Origin of the sequence: Waltera intestinalis (assembly GCF_009695995.1) — a bacterium.
Lineage (GTDB): Bacteria > Bacillota > Clostridia > Lachnospirales > Lachnospiraceae > Acetatifactor > Acetatifactor intestinalis.
In genome coordinates this window covers 29,243-44,730 of sequence record NZ_VUMU01000002.1, presented here as the reverse complement: position 1 = coordinate 44,730, position 15,488 = coordinate 29,243, and the positions used below count along the sequence as shown (strand labels likewise).

10 protein-coding genes and 1 pseudogene are annotated in these 15,488 nt (G+C 48.2%); 1 reads left to right on the top strand and 10 read right to left on the bottom strand.

Features of this window, described 5'->3' with window-relative positions; all coding sequences use genetic code 11:
• Positions 1-14 precede the first annotated feature (14 nt).
• The 9 genes and pseudogenes from mraZ to FYJ59_RS01890 all read right to left on the bottom strand — a co-directional run bounded on the left by mraZ (position 15) and on the right by FYJ59_RS01890 (position 12,607).
• On the bottom strand, positions 15-446 hold the full coding sequence (mraZ, locus tag FYJ59_RS01930) for a division/cell wall cluster transcriptional repressor MraZ (protein WP_154495262.1): 432 nt from the start codon (positions 444-446) through the stop codon (positions 15-17).
• A gap of 301 nt (positions 447-747) precedes the next feature.
• Positions 748-1,623, bottom strand: a complete 876-nt coding sequence (lgt, locus tag FYJ59_RS01925) for a prolipoprotein diacylglyceryl transferase (RefSeq protein ID WP_235897885.1) — start codon at positions 1,621-1,623, stop codon at positions 748-750.
• 135 nt (positions 1,624-1,758) lie between these two features.
• On the bottom strand, positions 1,759-2,856 hold the full coding sequence (gene ychF / locus FYJ59_RS01920) for a redox-regulated ATPase YchF (protein WP_154495055.1): 1,098 nt from the start codon (positions 2,854-2,856) through the stop codon (positions 1,759-1,761).
• Positions 2,857-3,004: 148 nt separating this feature from the next.
• A pseudogene (locus FYJ59_RS01915) lies at positions 3,005-3,757 on the bottom strand (N-acetylmuramoyl-L-alanine amidase family protein); the annotation flags it as partial.
• 319 nt (positions 3,758-4,076) lie between these two features.
• The gene (locus tag FYJ59_RS01910) at positions 4,077-6,659 is read right to left on the bottom strand and encodes a family 78 glycoside hydrolase catalytic domain (RefSeq protein ID WP_154495053.1); all 2,583 of its coding nucleotides are present in this window, start codon (positions 6,657-6,659) and stop codon (positions 4,077-4,079) included.
• An 8-nt stretch (positions 6,660-6,667) separates the two neighbouring features.
• Complete coding sequence (locus FYJ59_RS01905; RefSeq protein ID WP_154495052.1) at positions 6,668-7,513, bottom strand: sugar phosphate isomerase/epimerase family protein; 846 nt, start codon at positions 7,511-7,513, stop codon at positions 6,668-6,670.
• A gap of 56 nt (positions 7,514-7,569) precedes the next feature.
• A complete protein-coding gene (locus FYJ59_RS01900; RefSeq protein ID WP_154495051.1) occupies positions 7,570-8,883 on the bottom strand; it encodes a glycoside hydrolase family 1 protein in 1,314 nt (437 codons plus the stop codon).
• A gap of 8 nt (positions 8,884-8,891) precedes the next feature.
• Entirely contained in the window at positions 8,892-11,105 is a 2,214-nt protein-coding gene (locus tag FYJ59_RS01895; RefSeq protein WP_154495050.1) for a glycoside hydrolase family 2 protein, read from the bottom strand.
• Entirely contained in the window at positions 11,105-12,607 is a 1,503-nt protein-coding gene (locus FYJ59_RS01890; RefSeq protein WP_235897884.1) for an MFS transporter, read from the bottom strand. The genes FYJ59_RS01895 and FYJ59_RS01890 overlap by 1 nt, the downstream gene beginning before the upstream one ends.
• A gap of 225 nt (positions 12,608-12,832) precedes the next feature.
• Here FYJ59_RS01890 and FYJ59_RS01885 point away from each other — a divergent pair, with 225 nt between their 5' ends.
• Entirely contained in the window at positions 12,833-14,053 is a 1,221-nt protein-coding gene (locus FYJ59_RS01885; RefSeq protein WP_154495048.1) for a helix-turn-helix transcriptional regulator, read from the top strand.
• On the opposite strand, the gene FYJ59_RS01880 is transcribed toward FYJ59_RS01885, so the two are convergent.
• A complete protein-coding gene (locus tag FYJ59_RS01880; protein WP_205839427.1) occupies positions 14,033-15,409 on the bottom strand; it encodes an MATE family efflux transporter in 1,377 nt (458 codons plus the stop codon). The genes FYJ59_RS01885 and FYJ59_RS01880 overlap by 21 nt on opposite strands.
• Positions 15,410-15,488: the final 79 nt, after the last annotated feature.

Here is a 15,488-nt window from a genome sequence, read left to right as displayed (position 1 = left end):
CTTTCCTGCTTCCTTTAAATGGTCAGTCCCAGTCCTTCCATGGCGCCGGTAATCTCATCCATATCCGCATCGGAATTCATGGTCTCCCACTTATCCTTGCTCCAGATCTCCACGCGGCTGCCGACTCCGACTAACACCACATCTTTTTCCAGTCCGGCGAATTCTCGCAAGTGTGCCGGCAACAGGATTCTTCCCTGCTTGTCCACTTCCACCGTAGCCGCACCGGCTAAGAAGAAACGGGCAAATTGTCTTGCTTCCTTATTGATCAGAGGTAATGAGGTCAGCTTCTGTTCAAAAGCGTTCCAGTCATCGTTGGCATACACAAATAAGCAGCCGTCCATTCCCTTGGAAATCACAAATTCCTCGCCTAGAGTCTCTCGGAATTTCGCCGGAATGATCAACCTGCCTTTCGTATCTAACGTATGGTTGTACTCGCTCATAAACATCGCACTCACCACCATTCATCCAAAAGGGGACTGCCACGAAAAAAGGAGGTCATTTTCCCAAAAATCTACCACTTTGTGGCACTTGCCTCCACTTTCTCCCACTTTTATTATGATTTTATACTAAATTAAGGGATTTTACAAGAGAAATCAAGTGGCTTTTTTCGACGGCAGAATCAAAAAGAGCGTCCTGTCCTATGACAAGAGCGCTCTTTTCCACTATATGTGGTAAAAAAATAAGAGCAAACACAATATCTATGTATTTGCTCTTATTTCGATATTCTTAATAAATTTTTAAAAAATTTTAATTTTTTTCCACTTTCGGCTGTTTTTTCAGGTGCATACGTACCACAATGTCCGTCACCACCGCGAAGATCACCATACACAGGGATAATACCTGGGATACGGCGAGGCTCGTTCCGGGGATAAACAGGGTATCTGTCCGGATACCTTCGATCCAGAATCTGCCGAGGCCATAGCCTCCGAAATACAAAAGGCAGATCTCTCCCTCGAACTTTTTGTGCTTGCGGTATACCAGCATAATGATCAGAATCATCAGATTCCACAGACTCTCATAGAGGAATGTGGGGTGTACCTGAATATAATTCGTTCCCTCAATAATATGTGCCGCTACATTCTCGGAAATATCCCGGCTGCGCACCGCTTCGATAGGGAGCCGCATAGCCAGGAAATTATCCGTATATTCTCCGAACACTTCACGGTTCATGAAATTGCCCCAGCGACCGATAACCTGTCCTAAGATCAGTCCCGGTACACACAGATCTCCCAGCCGGAAAGGGCTGATCTTCTTGATCTTGCAGTAAATAAACAGAGTCAGGAAAGCTCCGATCACACCACCGTAGATCGCCATACCACCGTTACGGGTATTGAAGATACTCAACAGATTGTCCTTGTAATAATCCCAGGCAAATACCACGTAATAAATTCTGGCACCGATCACTGAAAAGATCACGGCATAAATAGCGAAATCCCAAATAGCATCCGGATTCTCTCCGCTCACCTTCGCTTCATGCACCGCCATCAGGATACCCGCCAGTACACCGATGCCGATGATCAGACCGTAAAAAGCAATCTCGAAACCGAATACGGTAAAGCTTCTGGGAACATTTTCCAGGTAAATGCCTAAATGGGGAAATGCAATATCTCCTGCATTCATCATAATATTTATATCCTTTCTTAGTACTATCCGGCTTCTCCGCGCTTTGCGCTCTCAAATCCGGAATAGACATTCGCTAATAGACAGATTACTCTGCCTGCAAGCAGTCTCGTAATCTGTCTATTGCGGATCTTAGCATTACACGTTGAATCGAAACAGGATCACATCGCCGTCCTGTACGACATAGTCCTTGCCTTCCATGCCGACCAAGCCTTTCTCACGGGCAGCTGCCAGAGAGCCCTGCTCTAAGAGATCCTTGTAATTTACAACTTCCGCCTTGATGAAGCCTCTCTCGAAATCGGAGTGGATCTTGCCGGCTGCCTGAGGCGCCTTGGTACCGATCTTGATGGTCCATGCTCTGGTCTCATCCTCTCCTGCGGTTAAGAAGCTCATCAGACCTAAGATATGATAGCTTGCCTTGATCAGCTTCTCCAGGCCGGATTCCGTTAATCCCAGATCATCCAGGAACATTGCCTTCTCGTCATCATCCAGTTCGGAGATCTCTTCCTCGATCTGTGCGCAGATGACGAATACTTCGCTGTTCTCACTTGCAGCGAACTCGCGCACCTTCGCTACCATCTCATTGGATGCGCCGTCGTCTGCCAGATCATCCTCGGATACATTTGCCGCATAGATCACGGGCTTGTAGGTCAGCAGATTGTATTCCTTTATCAGAGCCAGTTCATCCTCATCGGTGACTTCCAGGCTCTTCGCCATCTTACCGCTCTCCAGATGCTCCTTGATACGCTCTAAGAGTGCCAGCTCCTTGGCGTAAGTCTTGTCCATTCTGGCAGCCTTAACTACCTTGGACAGTCTTCTCTCCAGTACTTCCAGATCTGCGAAGATCAGCTCTAAGTTGATGGTCTCGATATCCCGTAAAGGATTTACACTGCCGTCTACATGAATGACATTCGTATCCTCGAAGCATCTCACCACATGGACGATGGCATCCACCTCACGGATGTTGCTCAAGAACTGGTTGCCCAGTCCTTCACCCTTAGAAGCACCCTTTACCAGACCTGCGATATCTACGAATTCAATCACAGCAGGGGTCACTTTCTTGGAATGATACATCTCTCCCAGTGCCTTTAATCTGTCATCCGGAACTGTTACCACACCCACATTGGGGTCGATGGTACAGAAAGGATAGTTAGCGGATTCCGCTCCCGCCTTGGTCAAGGAATTGAAAAGTGTACTCTTTCCTACGTTGGGAAGACCTACGATACCCAGCTTCATGATTTATTTACCGTTCAGACCCACCAAAAGGGTCTGCCTTTCTTGTATTTTCTATTCTGTATTTCGCTCATAAGTCCATCCGCCTCCGTGCAGAGGCAAACGAATCTAAAATAGTATTATAGCATACCTCACACTCTTTGCAAAGTCCCTACTGTTCAAAGTAAGTATTGATTCCGGCAAGAAGCCCTGTGGCCAATTGTTCCAATACCACATCACTGTGATCCGAATATGCGTTTCCCAGTTCCATATCCACAGAGGGAATCGTACTATAAGAAGTCTGTGTCAGATCAATACTCATATTTCCTTTCCCATAAATCATAGTGCCCTGCTCCCGCAGTCCCTCCACCAGATCCGTTCCCAGGGTATCGTGCTGCTGCCAGTGCGACGCTACCGGCTCCATGGTTTTCAGTGCTTCCGGCACCGAGATGTAGAAGCATCCCTTGTCGTAATTTTTGCCGTCACCGCTGTCCCAGTGCAGTGCAATATGGCAGTCCGCGACATTGTTGCAGATCACAGTCCGCGCCACATTGTCTAACTGCACATCCTCACTGTCCCTGAGCATCAGCACATCATAACCGGAAGATAACAGCTTATCCCGCAGGATCTGTGCCATACGTAATGTCACCTCCCGCTCCGGTGTGCCGTCCTGAAATGTCATGCCCCCGGAGACTGCAGCAGCCTCCGTAGCTCCCGCCGCCGTGCTGCCACCGGTGACCTTCGCCGAGCCATCCGGATGGCACAGCGTCTTCACCTTCGCGCCGCCCGCCGTCCCGTGTCCGGCATTGACACCGATGACGATGCCTTTGCGTCCGGATTCCTCCGACGCCAGGTACAGCACTGCTGCTCCGGTATTGATCTTAGAATGATCCGCATATTCCCATGTGGAATCCAGGGCGATCTGCTGCAAGTTGGTGTATCCAACGGATTCTTCCATAATCTGTTCCCGTGACTGTAGTTCTGCCTCTGTTGCTTCTTCCGGCACCGGCTCTTCCGTCACTGCTTCTTCCGTCACCGGCTCTTCCGGCTGCTGCCCTACCGTACTCTCTGCAGCATTGTTTCTTTCTATTTCCTGTTGTCCTGCCCGGCATCCTGTCATGCTCAGTCCTACAATACAGATCCAGAATAGCACCAGCTTTTTCATTCCATTCGTCTCCCAGCTCTTAAAAAAGCCATTGCTGTTTTTGCAGCAATGGCCTCTGTTTCATACCATTTGTTTTATTTTACGTGGTACTTTCCGCCCCGTCAAGCACCTCTCTGTGGATCGTGCCGCGGCATTCTTCTGCTTTGCAGCCGGGAAGCCGTATAGTTGCGGTACAGTTGTCCGGAATTGTAATATCATAGCAGATTTTATGATCCCGGTAATACCAGTTGGAACGGATCTCACCAAGTGGTGACAGATACGTTGCTTCCGCATGTCCGATTTTCTCCGAAGGATGCGGTGCAATCTCGATCCTGCCAAAGTTCAGCCGGATACCTGCCACATCCCGGAACAGCCATCCGGTAATTGCTCCATAGGAATAATGATTCAGGGAATCGTGCACGGTTCCGTCTTCCTGTTTACCGTCCCAGGTCTCCCAGATCGTTGTTGCTCCCTTTTTCACCGCATATAGCCAGCCCGGTGCCGTATCCTGCAATAGCAGCCGGTAAGCTGTATCTGTATAGCCGTATTCTGTCAGCACATGGCACAGATACGGGGTAGAGAGGAATCCGGTATTCAGATGATACCCATTGGCAATGACCATTTCATTCAGTGTCTGCGCTGCCGTTTTCTTTTCCTCTTCCGTGATAACATCTAGGGCAATGGGCCGCACATAGGCTGCCTGACGATCTGAAGTGATCCTTCCCTCCGGCAGGAATTTTGCCCGGTAGGCAGTCTTAATTTTCTCGGACAGACTCTGATATTTCCCGGCATCTTCTGTTCTTCCGAGAAGTCTGGCATCTTCCGCCAGGCTTTCCGCACTGTAGGCAAAATATGCCGTCGGTACCTCCGGTGCACCTTTCATGATGGTCTCCGTCAGTACGGTCTTCGTATCAACGCCCGGCTCCAGCCATTCTCCCCAGTGGAATCCGGTATCTACAATATATTTTTTATTTTTGTCCCATTTGAACTTGGCTTTCAGCCGACTCTTCTTCGCCCGTTTTGCGGAAAAATCCACCCAGCGTTTCAGGGCATCGTAATTCTCTTCCAGAATATCCGTGCAGTTGTATGTCTTCGCCAGTGCATTCGGTACAATGCCGATGGCATCCGCCCATCCGGCAGATCCGTCCGACATCTTTTTAAAGGCTCCCGGCACTTCGTTCTTCGGTGCCACACCGGGGACTTTTCCATTCGGAAGCTGTTCCAGCCGCACCTCGTTCAGCCATTTGCGCAATACCGGATAGCAGTCCATCAGATAGACTCCCGTTTCCACGAACGCTCCCGCATCCCCGGTCCAGCCCTGTCTTTCTCTGGTAGGGCAGTCTGTGGGAATATCCGCAAAATTTCCTTTCATGGACCAGATGGAGTTGCTCACCAGCTGATTCACATCCGCATTACCACAGGTGAAGAATCCGGTCTGCTCCATATCCGAATATACGGCATGTGCGGTAAAGTGAATCTGCTCTACGGGAATATCGCTCTCCACCAGCATGTACTGGAATCCGAAGATGGCAAACTGCGGACAATAAATATTATGTCCCTCATGGCATACATAGTCGATCTCCTGATAGATCATTTTCTCCGGCGCCATACTTTCATGTTGGAAATTGGCGATCGTGAAATTTCCCTTCTCATCCAGTGTCTCTCCATGCACCAGCCGGATCTTCTGTCCCGCTTTCGCATCTGTTTCAAAGGATACATATCCTGCCATATTCTGTCCGAAGTCGATGACTTTTTCTCCCGCCGGAGTTATAAACAATTTTCCCTGAAAACGCTCATGTTCTCTAATGGGAACATTATTACTGCACACCAGCGTGTCATATCCGAAGTCTTCCGTTCTGATTTTGTGATATCCTTCTGTTGGAAACCGTCCGTCTCCCACCGTGGCATCCACGCGTTCGCCGAAGTCCAGTCCGTTGGCACGGATTGCCCCTTCATTAGAAGCTTCCCAGTTCTCATCCGTAAGACAGACAACCCTGCCGTCCACCTCCAGCTGCGCCAGGAGTGACAGATCATCGCCAAAAAGATTTCCTCCGGTATTGTTCATTCCGCTCTTACCGCGATACCAGCCGTCTCCCAGACATACCAGGAGTTCATTCTCACCCTCCTGCAGGTATTCTGTCACATCTAAAGTCTGATATTCCAGGCGCTTCGTATATTCCGAGGTACCCGGTGCCAGAACTGCATCTCCGACTCTCCTGCCGTTCAGATATGCCACATAGATGCCATGTGCTGTGATGTAGAGTCTGCCTTGCCCGGTTCCATCTACGTTAAATCTCCGGCGCGCATAAGATACCGGTCTGGTGTTGACCTGTGTCAGATTCTGTTCTTCCACATTGATCCATTTCGCCTGCCAGCATTCTTTTTCGAGAAATCCCATTTCAAACCAGGCTGTTACCGGTTCTTTGCCAATTCCGTTCTCGTCATAAAGTGTAATGGTAAGCTCCACACACTGGCGGCTGTGCAGTTTTGCACCATATCTCACGCTCATCTCACCGGAGCTTACCTTTCCGGTCTCCCAGACAATTTTCCCGTCTGTTCTGGCAGTGATTTCATAAGCCGTCTGTCTGCTGCCGCCTTCACAATTCCACTCGATCCGAGGATGCGATATATCGATTCCCAGGGGATTATATAAATGTTCCGTTTTGATACGAATGGCTCTCATCTGATTGCTCACCTCACAGTTTTATCAAGGAATTCCGATGACACGGTCAGAGATCTGACCGGATCTTTGTCAATCCAGTTCTTATGACTTTCCAAAATAATGGCATCCACAGCTGCTGACTTTGCCTGCTCTATGCATGCCCCAAGGTTCATATTTCCATATCCCAGTTCCACACAGTCCTGTTTCAGGATCGGAGTCATGGATGCTCCCTGCTGCCTGCTGCCTCTGTCCGTTATATGATATAATTTCATCCTGTCTCCCAGCATCTGCATCACAGTCAGCGGATCCACTCCCGCATCAGCGATCCAATAGGAATCCAGTTCAAATCCAACAAAATCCGCTTTCGTCTCTTCCACAATATGCCCATAAACACATTTCGTATAATAGTTCTGAAACTCTACGTTATGGTTGTGATAAAGCAACGAGATTCCGGCATCCGCCAGCTTTTCTCCGGCACTGTTCAGTCTCCTGCACAGTCCGCTTACCGCTTCTGTATCGGAATAATCAAAACGGTACATTCCGGTGATCACGATCTTATCTGTACCGAAATTCCTTGCTTCGGCAATGACCGCATCGATATCCCTCTCTATGGTACCCAGATCCTCGTGTACGGAGACTACGGACAGCCCGGCCTCTTCCACCAGGTTTTTCCAGTCCAGTTTACCACCTTTTCCGGTGGGCATCCCAGCTGCTTTGGTCAGCATCCGGACCAGAAACGGTGTCGGGCGGATCATAAATCCGTTCAGTTCAATTCCGTCATATCCGGTCTCTTTGATTGCCTGCAGGGTGGCTTGCGCCTCCTTTTTAGTTCCTGTAACGGATCCTAGCATAATCTGTTGTACTGCTGTCTTCATGTTCTTCTCCATTCTGTGGTAACTGCCTTACCTATGAGATCCGGCTGCTCTCTGTCCTATCTGTAGCTGCCCAAAAGCTTCAGGCTCTTTTTCGGGAAGCGCTCCTGTGTCGTGCGATCCACCGCACATAATCCAAAGGTCAGGGCATATCCCTTCTGCCACTCAAAGTTATCGATCAGTGACCAATGGCAATATCCGATCACGGGAATGCTATCTGCGATGCATCTCTCGATTCCTGCCAGCGCCTGCTCGATAAATGTACACCGCTGTGCATCATCGCCTGTGGCAATACCGTTCTCGGTAACCAGGATTGGAACCTCTGGCAGTTCTTCATGAACTCTGCGGATGCAGTGCTCCAGTGCTTCCGGATAGTTCTCATAATCCATCTGGGTCATAGGGGTTCCCGCTGGAACCGGAACAATGCCGTCCGGTCCGTAAGTAGTTCTGGTATAGTTCTGCAGTCCGAGGAAGTCATCCTCCAAAATATAAGGAATATAATGGGTGAATTCTTCTTCCCACTCCTTCTGCGCCTTTTCTTCGCCGCCTTCGATCCACTGCATATCGTGCAGAGACAGCGTAATACCGACTTTGATCTTTGGTCTTACTGTCTTGATCGCAGCTTTTGCGGCCTTGTGCGCCCTACAGACGATTTCATCACCATTCTCACCTGCTGCGGATACAAAAGTATGAGGCTGGGGGTCTCCGAATACTTTGACATTTTCCATGGCATTTAATTTCATGCGTTCCATGGGATCATTCAGATTCAGTCCCACCTGTACCTGCCCTTCCATACCTTCAGGTTTCTTCTCTGCTTCCAGGCTCTTTGCTGCAGCCATCTTCGCCATCATCTGCTTTTTGAACCGTTCCATCAGTGCATGGATCTGCAGGCGCATATTGGCTTCATTGATCGTACAGATATAGTTAAGTTCTCCGCCTAACTGCTCTGTCACATACTTTGCATATGCGGCAAAAAGAGGAATTACTTCTTCGTTATCCCAGCCGCCCATCCGGATCAGCCATGCCGGGGAGGTGAAATGATGCAGCGTTACGATGGGTTCCACGCCGTACTTTCTGCAGCATGCGATCACCTTACGATAATGTTCGATCTCGTTGGCATCAAACTTCCCCTGCTCCGGTTCTATTCTCGCCCATTCTATGGAGAACCGGTAGGCATTCAGTCCCGCTTCTGCCAGCATGCGGATATCCTCCTCATAGCGGTGGTAATGATCCACAGCATCCCCGGAGGGCTCTACGAACTGGGAATACTCCATATGTTCCATGAGCCAGTAATCGGAATGTACATTATTGCCTTCTACCTGATGGGCAGCGGTGGACGCTCCCAGCAGAAAATCTTTTTCAAACTTAGCCATTTGTAATATTACCTCTTCTTTCTGATTCTGCCAAGAGCTGCGGCAAGCTGCACTGCCTGCTCACTGTCCTCGGCGATACCTGCCTGCTTTAACAGTTTCCGCATCGGTTGTCTGGCGACAATTGTCATCATAGCCTTCGGTATTTTTACACCTTTTCCCATACCACCGGCAGTCTTTGCCGTCATGGCTGCCATCATATGATCCATAAGTGCCTTTCCTTCCGGATTTGCCGAGATTGCTCCTAAGGTATCGTCCAGTGAGAAAAACTCATAGCCCGCTTTCTCCTCTTCCTGCGGTTCGTCGAACCAGTTGCGTACCTTTTCCGCAGAGACAAAATATGCCGGATTCGGGGTGTCGCACTTTGCAATTTCCATCTCATCGGAAAGTTCACCGCTCGTCACCTTAATGTTATGCGTTCCTGTGATTTTTACTTTCCAGGTGAAAATATGAGAACCTTCTTTTGTTCCCACCATTTCTCCATCCATCCAGAGTGTCACGGAAGGCTGGTTGGAATAGACCTTGATTTCTGTCTCTTCTTCCACACGGTCATGATAGCGGCTGCCGCACAGATGTACGAAAGGATCCTCCGACCACCATGCCTTGTAAATATAGTAGGCATCCTTTTTCTGACGACGGTCAAAGGTGATCAGTCCCTTGTGGTTTTTGCCGGGATCTCCTGCCTCATCTCTGCCAGCTGCTGCGAATTCAAACATATTCCAGCAGTAGGTTCCCCAGATATATGGGCGTGTACTGAACATCTCCAGCATGTGTTCGTGATAAAGCGCCTGATATTCTTCGGTGTAATCTCCCTTTTCCGGCTTCGGCGACTGTAAACTTATCACAGAATCCGCTCCATATTCGGTCAGACCGATCCGGATCCCGGGGTACTCCTTATGGAAGGTATCAAACCACTGGTCATTGTCTTCCATTTCACCCACGTACCATCCATAGTACAGATTGTATCCGCAGATATCGGGAAGCGATACCATCGCAGAATCTGTCTCCAGCAGGAAGAGATTTGCCATGGCAGACACTCTGTGAGGATCCATGCGGTGTACGAGGTCATTCAATAATTTATGGTTCTCCAGCAGATCCTCCGTCACACCCTGCAGGGTAATCTCATTGGACAATGCCCAACAGATAATCGAAGCATGATTGTAGTTCTGGACGATCAGCTCTCTCATCTGACTTAAAGTATTTGCTCTGCCGCCAGGCATATGCACGGTAATATAGGGAATCTCCGCCCATACAACGATTCCTTTTTCATCGCACAGATCATAAAAATACTGATCGTGCTGATAATGTGCACAGCGGATGGAATTGGCTCCCATGGACAGGATCAGCTCCACATCCCCCTCGTGCATCTCCTTCGTCAGCGCATTGCCAACTCCTGCGCGGTCCTGGTGTCTGGACACTCCGTGTAGCGGATAGCTTACTCCGTTTAAGAAAAATCCCTTTTCCGGATCAAATGCATATTCCCGCACGCCGAATTTCGTATCCACACTGTCCAAAACAGTATCATTCTGAAGCAGATTTGCTGTCAGATGATATAGATAAGGATCCTTTCGTCCCTGCCAGCGGTGGGCTTTTACAATCTGTATCCTGCCTCTTCCGACTCTGCGTCCGTCTTCCTCTGTCACAGTAAGGAATGTCTCTCCCACACCGTCGATCACAATCTGTACCTCGTCCGCATTTCCCACAGAATAGGTCACTACTTCGATCACGGCATCTTCGCCCTGTATTTCGGGAGTTACATATACTCCGCATCCTCCGTAATAGTCCAGATCAAAATGGCTCTCCTCCGTCACGATCAGATTTACGTTACGGTAAATTCCACCGTAAAAGGTAAAGTCTGCTTTTTGGGGATATACTCTGTCATTTTCTCCGTTATCCACCAGAACCTTAAGTTCATTCTCCTCTTTTAACAGCTCAGTGATGTTAACACGGAAGGTAGAATAGCCGCCATCATGTGCTGCAGCCTTTTCTCCGTTCAGCATCACTTCACAGGAGGAATTCACGCCCCTAAACTCCAGATAGCACTGCTGTCCTGCCTGTAGCTTTGGCGTTTTAAATTTTTTTTCGTAGCTGCACACCCCACGATAATACATCGCAGGTCCCGTCTGCCCGTCTATGGCATTCCAGGTGTGTGGAAGTGCCACCTGCGTTTTGTTTCCTTCTTTTTCAAATGTCCAGTTATCATTAAAAGATGTTGTCACTCTCATTATTTTGCCTCTCCGCTTTCAATAATCGCTGCTTTTTTCTCTGCAATACTCTTCTGTACCTCTACCATTTTCTCTCTGGTCAGTTCACTGTTATCCATTGCACAAAGTGTGCATACCCAGCCGATGATGGGGAATCCGATCATCAAAAGGATCGTGATCAGCTTGACACCGGTGGTCAGTGGATCTCCCTGCTGGGGTGTCGTGGTCGTATAACCGATGATGCCGATAAAGGCAGTTGCGATCGTCGCTCCGAATGCAGAGATCACTTTGTCGATGAAGCTGTAGGTAGCAGATACGGTCGCAGGCAGGTATCTGCCGGAACGATCCAGTTCATAGTCCACAATATCCATACGCAGGGAGTTCGTTGCCACGGATACTACCATTTTCACAGAGCTGTTGGCGAAGTTCAGTCCCATGAACACTGCTGCAAGAGCAATTGCCATTCCTGTCACTTCTCCATTCATCAGTCCGCCGACCTGACTCGTCGGAGCGAAGAGCAGGAACACTGCATAGAGCAGATTGATCACGATACATGCCCATGTCCACTGGATCATGACATGACGGCTACCGCGTTTTCCCGCTATTTTTGCTCCAATAACGGCAAACAGGATAGACGGCAGCATGGATACTGCGGACAGGATCGTTGCCATTGCCATACTTCCCAGCATAATGCCATAGAGCATTGTGGATACAACAGCTGCAGATCCGATGGTCTGCGCCAGCTTATCAGAAGAAGCCGATACAATGTATCTCTGAAGTTCCTTGTTCTCTTTGATCAGAGCCTTCATATCCTGGAGACTTGGCTTTGCATCCTCCTGCTCTACGCTTCCGATACTCTCAAAGCTCTCCGGTACATCATAGGGTGCGATGCCGATGCATGCCAGAATATAAAATACCAGTGAGATCACAATTACAACAATATTTAAAGTACCAAAATACGGGGTTCCCTGAATATTATCAAATTTCGGAAGGATCACTGCCATGGATACCATGGACATGATCATCGGTGTCAGATAAGAATAAGTAGTATTCCATACTGCCAGAGTCGGTCTCTGTTTCGGATCGTTGGTCAGGATATTTGCATTGATTGCTCCCGCAATAGACACAAATGTATATCCAATAATATAGATCGCATAACATACAATAAAATAAATGATTCCGACGATTCCTGTCAGATGAAGTGCCGGTCCCAGGTTACACATCAGTGTCGTCGCCAGCGCCATCAGTGCCCAGCCTACCATGATGGAGAACCGTACCTTGCCAAATCTCTTGCTGTCAAAACGTTCCAGAAAATACGCGATCAGCGGATCTGTTACTCCATCCAGAATTCTTGATGCTGTAATAATTACACCTGTGACTGCTACCAGAATTCCAAAGTTGGCATTTCCGATATAGGTTGCACTCGTCATCAGCATATAGAAGACCATCTGTCCGGCTCCGGTCATGGTAGCCAGTGCGATCTGCCATGTTTTCGCTTTCTTGTACTGTAGTTTCTCTTCCATTCTCATACCCTCCTGAGTCTCTTACAATGCGCGCCATTGCACATCTCTTATATTTATCATAGCAGGAAGAATAACTATGTGATAGAAATATATTTTTTATAATAGCATTATTTTATCTCATATTCCATTTGTTTTCAGTAAAAAAGCAATTTTATTATTTGTATATAGTAATTATTTTGTCTTTATGATATATTTTTACTATCATCTGATTTTCAGGAGGTTTTTATGGATACTTCACTATTCATCCGTCTGCTTTCTAATCTGCTATCGGTTTCCAGTATGTGTCTGACTGATCCGAACCGTGAGTTAAAGGCATTTGAAGAAAAAAATTGCCTGGTTCCCTCTCTGCAGCCTATGTTCACCGCAGAAGCCATCGGATTTCTGCTGCCTGTCATCGCCCCTGCGACTGTTTATGAGATTCAGGATAAGCTGGGTATCTGCATTACGTTTTTTCAATTTCAGGAAAACACTTATCTCATCGGTCCCTATGTCCAATATGAATACCAGGATAAGCAGATCGAGCAGCTGTTAGTCGAGAACCAGCTGCCTGCTTCGCTTGTGCTGTCCATAAAATTATACTACACCTCTCTTCCGCTTGTGTATACCAATCAGATCCAGAATGTGATCACTGCCCTGACCAGATCCTTTGATCCTTCCATTTCTTCCTATACCTTCCGCAGATTGAACGGCTTCATACAGTCTATGGAGAACACTGACAGGACAGACACTCCGCGGGATCCCTGTGATTACAGTGAAATCTATAAACGATATGATGCGGAGCACCGCTTTCTTCATATGATTGCTTCCGGTGACATTGAGAATATCGCATCTGCCCACAATGAAATGGAGCAAAGTGCTCTGTCCTCCGGTTTTTACCAGTCGGCTTCTTATATCAACCCTCTGGTCGGTTTTACCATTCTGCGTGTACTTGCCAGAAAAGCAGCAGAGGAAGGAGGTCTGTCGATCATCACTATCAATGAGATCACCCAGCGCTATGTCCAGATGATGGATGCTGCCACCACGCAGAACGACTCTGCCCATTACATCCACGAAATGGTACTGGAACTGACGAAGGCCGTTCATGAACATAAACTGCAGGGGCAGAATTACCCGAAGCTTATCTCCGACACCATGGAATATCTCTATCTGCATCTCGGTGAGGAGATCCGTCTGCAAGAGCTTTCACAGATTGTCCATGTATCCCCCTCTTATCTGTCCAAATATTTCCGGCAGGTCACCGGCATGACGATCTCTCAGTATCTTACTATTGAACGTTGTAAAAAAGCTGCGGAACTTCTCTCCTCCTCTGAATATCAGATTCAGGAGATCAGCAGCTTCGTAGGCTATTCCGACAATAATTATTTTGTCAAAGTATTCCGCAAAATCTATGGTCAGACACCTTCCGAATATAGAAAAGAGCTTCTGTCAGGCACTGCTGGAACGTAAGGTACGGCTCCAGAGCATCGTCAGTCCCCCTGCTATGATCACAGAGAGAATCATTGTGGCCGCATGGGAAAAGGCGATCCCATAAGCCCCGTAGAGTCCGTTCATGACAGCCAGCACCGGAAGAAATACCAGTCCCTTGTCTAACAGTGAGACAATAATGGCATAATCTGCCTTTCCCGTTGCCTGCAGAAATGTCTGGAACGTCTGATAAACAGCATAGACCGGTGCCACACAGATATTCGCCAGTACAAAAATCTGTCCATACCGGATCACACCCTCATCCTGTATGAATGCAGCTACCAGTCTCGCTCTGTTCAGATAAACGCAAAGTGCAAGCAGGGTTCCGGCAGTCAACGTAAACGCCGCTGTTTTCCAGAGGATCTCATACATTCTTTTATAGTTTTTACCGCCGAAATTATAGGAAACCGCCGGTTGCAATCCCATACAGAACCCCATGATCAGCATCGTAATGATCAGTCCCAGCTTGCCGGCTACGCTCTGGGCTGTCAGAAAAACGGAACCATGCGCCACCATCATACGGTTCTGCACTGCATTGGAAACACTTCCCAGGATCGTAGAGAATGTCATGGGCAGTCCCAATGTCAATACCGGTACAACAACCTCTCTGCGAAAATGAAGGTTTTGTCTATGCGGAAGAAAGACCTGTTTCTTTTTCAACAGAAGCAGTAAGACCAGCACTGCGGAAAATACGTTGCCGATCACCGTTGCCGCCGCTGCTCCTGCCACGTCCATATGCAGCCCGAGAATAAACAGTGCATCCAATACGATATTAAGCAGGGTTCCTCCCAGGTTGGCAAGCATTGCCGTAGCTGCTTCCCCATCGGATCTTAAAATGCTTCCATAGGCTGTAGAGAACAGAACAAACGGACTCGAAAATGCAAAAATTTTAAGATATCTCTCTGCATCTGCAAGAAAGCTTTCCTCCGCGCCCAGGATCCTGCATAATGGTTCTGCGAACAGCCCCGTTAAAAACCCGTAAACAGTTCCTACGAGCAGTGTTCCCATACAGCAAAATGCCGTGATCTCTCCGATCTGCTGCCGGTTCTTCTCCCCAAGTGCAATGGAGACCACTGTTCCTCCGCCAATTCCGAACAAGGTTCCAATCCCGGACAATACCGTAAATACCGGCATGCACACCGAGATTGCCGCTATTTTTTCCGGATCTCCCATCTGTCCGATGAAGAATGTATCCGCCAGATTATAAAGCACCATAACAATGATAACGATCATGGCTGGCAGTGCCAGCCTGAGTACCAGCTGCAGATAGGATCCCGTTTCCAGAATTCTCTCATTCTTACTCTCTGCTCCGTATTCGGTTGTGACGTCCTCTCTCATTACTCCATCCTCCGTTGTACTGTGTAATCTGTCACTTGTCATGTCTGTAGAAATAAAATATAATTCGATATATCCAGTA

Coding starts and splice junctions, on each gene's coding strand:
- FYJ59_RS01880 (WP_205839427.1), bottom strand. CDS start 15,409: ATGAGAGAGGACGTCACAACCGAATACGGAGCAGAGAGTAAGAATGAG.
- FYJ59_RS01885 (WP_154495048.1), top strand. CDS start 12,833: ATGGATACTTCACTATTCATCCGTCTGCTTTCTAATCTGCTATCGGTT.
- FYJ59_RS01905 (WP_154495052.1), bottom strand. CDS start 7,513: ATGAAGACAGCAGTACAACAGATTATGCTAGGATCCGTTACAGGAACT.
- FYJ59_RS01900 (WP_154495051.1), bottom strand. CDS start 8,883: ATGGCTAAGTTTGAAAAAGATTTTCTGCTGGGAGCGTCCACCGCTGCC.
- ychF (WP_154495055.1), bottom strand. CDS start 2,856: ATGAAGCTGGGTATCGTAGGTCTTCCCAACGTAGGAAAGAGTACACTT.
- FYJ59_RS01890 (WP_235897884.1), bottom strand. CDS start 12,607: ATGGAAGAGAAACTACAGTACAAGAAAGCGAAAACATGGCAGATCGCA.
- FYJ59_RS01895 (WP_154495050.1), bottom strand. CDS start 11,105: ATGAGAGTGACAACATCTTTTAATGATAACTGGACATTTGAAAAAGAA.
- mraZ (WP_154495262.1), bottom strand. CDS start 446: ATGTTTATGAGCGAGTACAACCATACGTTAGATACGAAAGGCAGGTTG.
- FYJ59_RS01910 (WP_154495053.1), bottom strand. CDS start 6,659: ATGAGAGCCATTCGTATCAAAACGGAACATTTATATAATCCCCTGGGA.
- lgt (WP_235897885.1), bottom strand. CDS start 1,623: ATGATGAATGCAGGAGATATTGCATTTCCCCATTTAGGCATTTACCTG.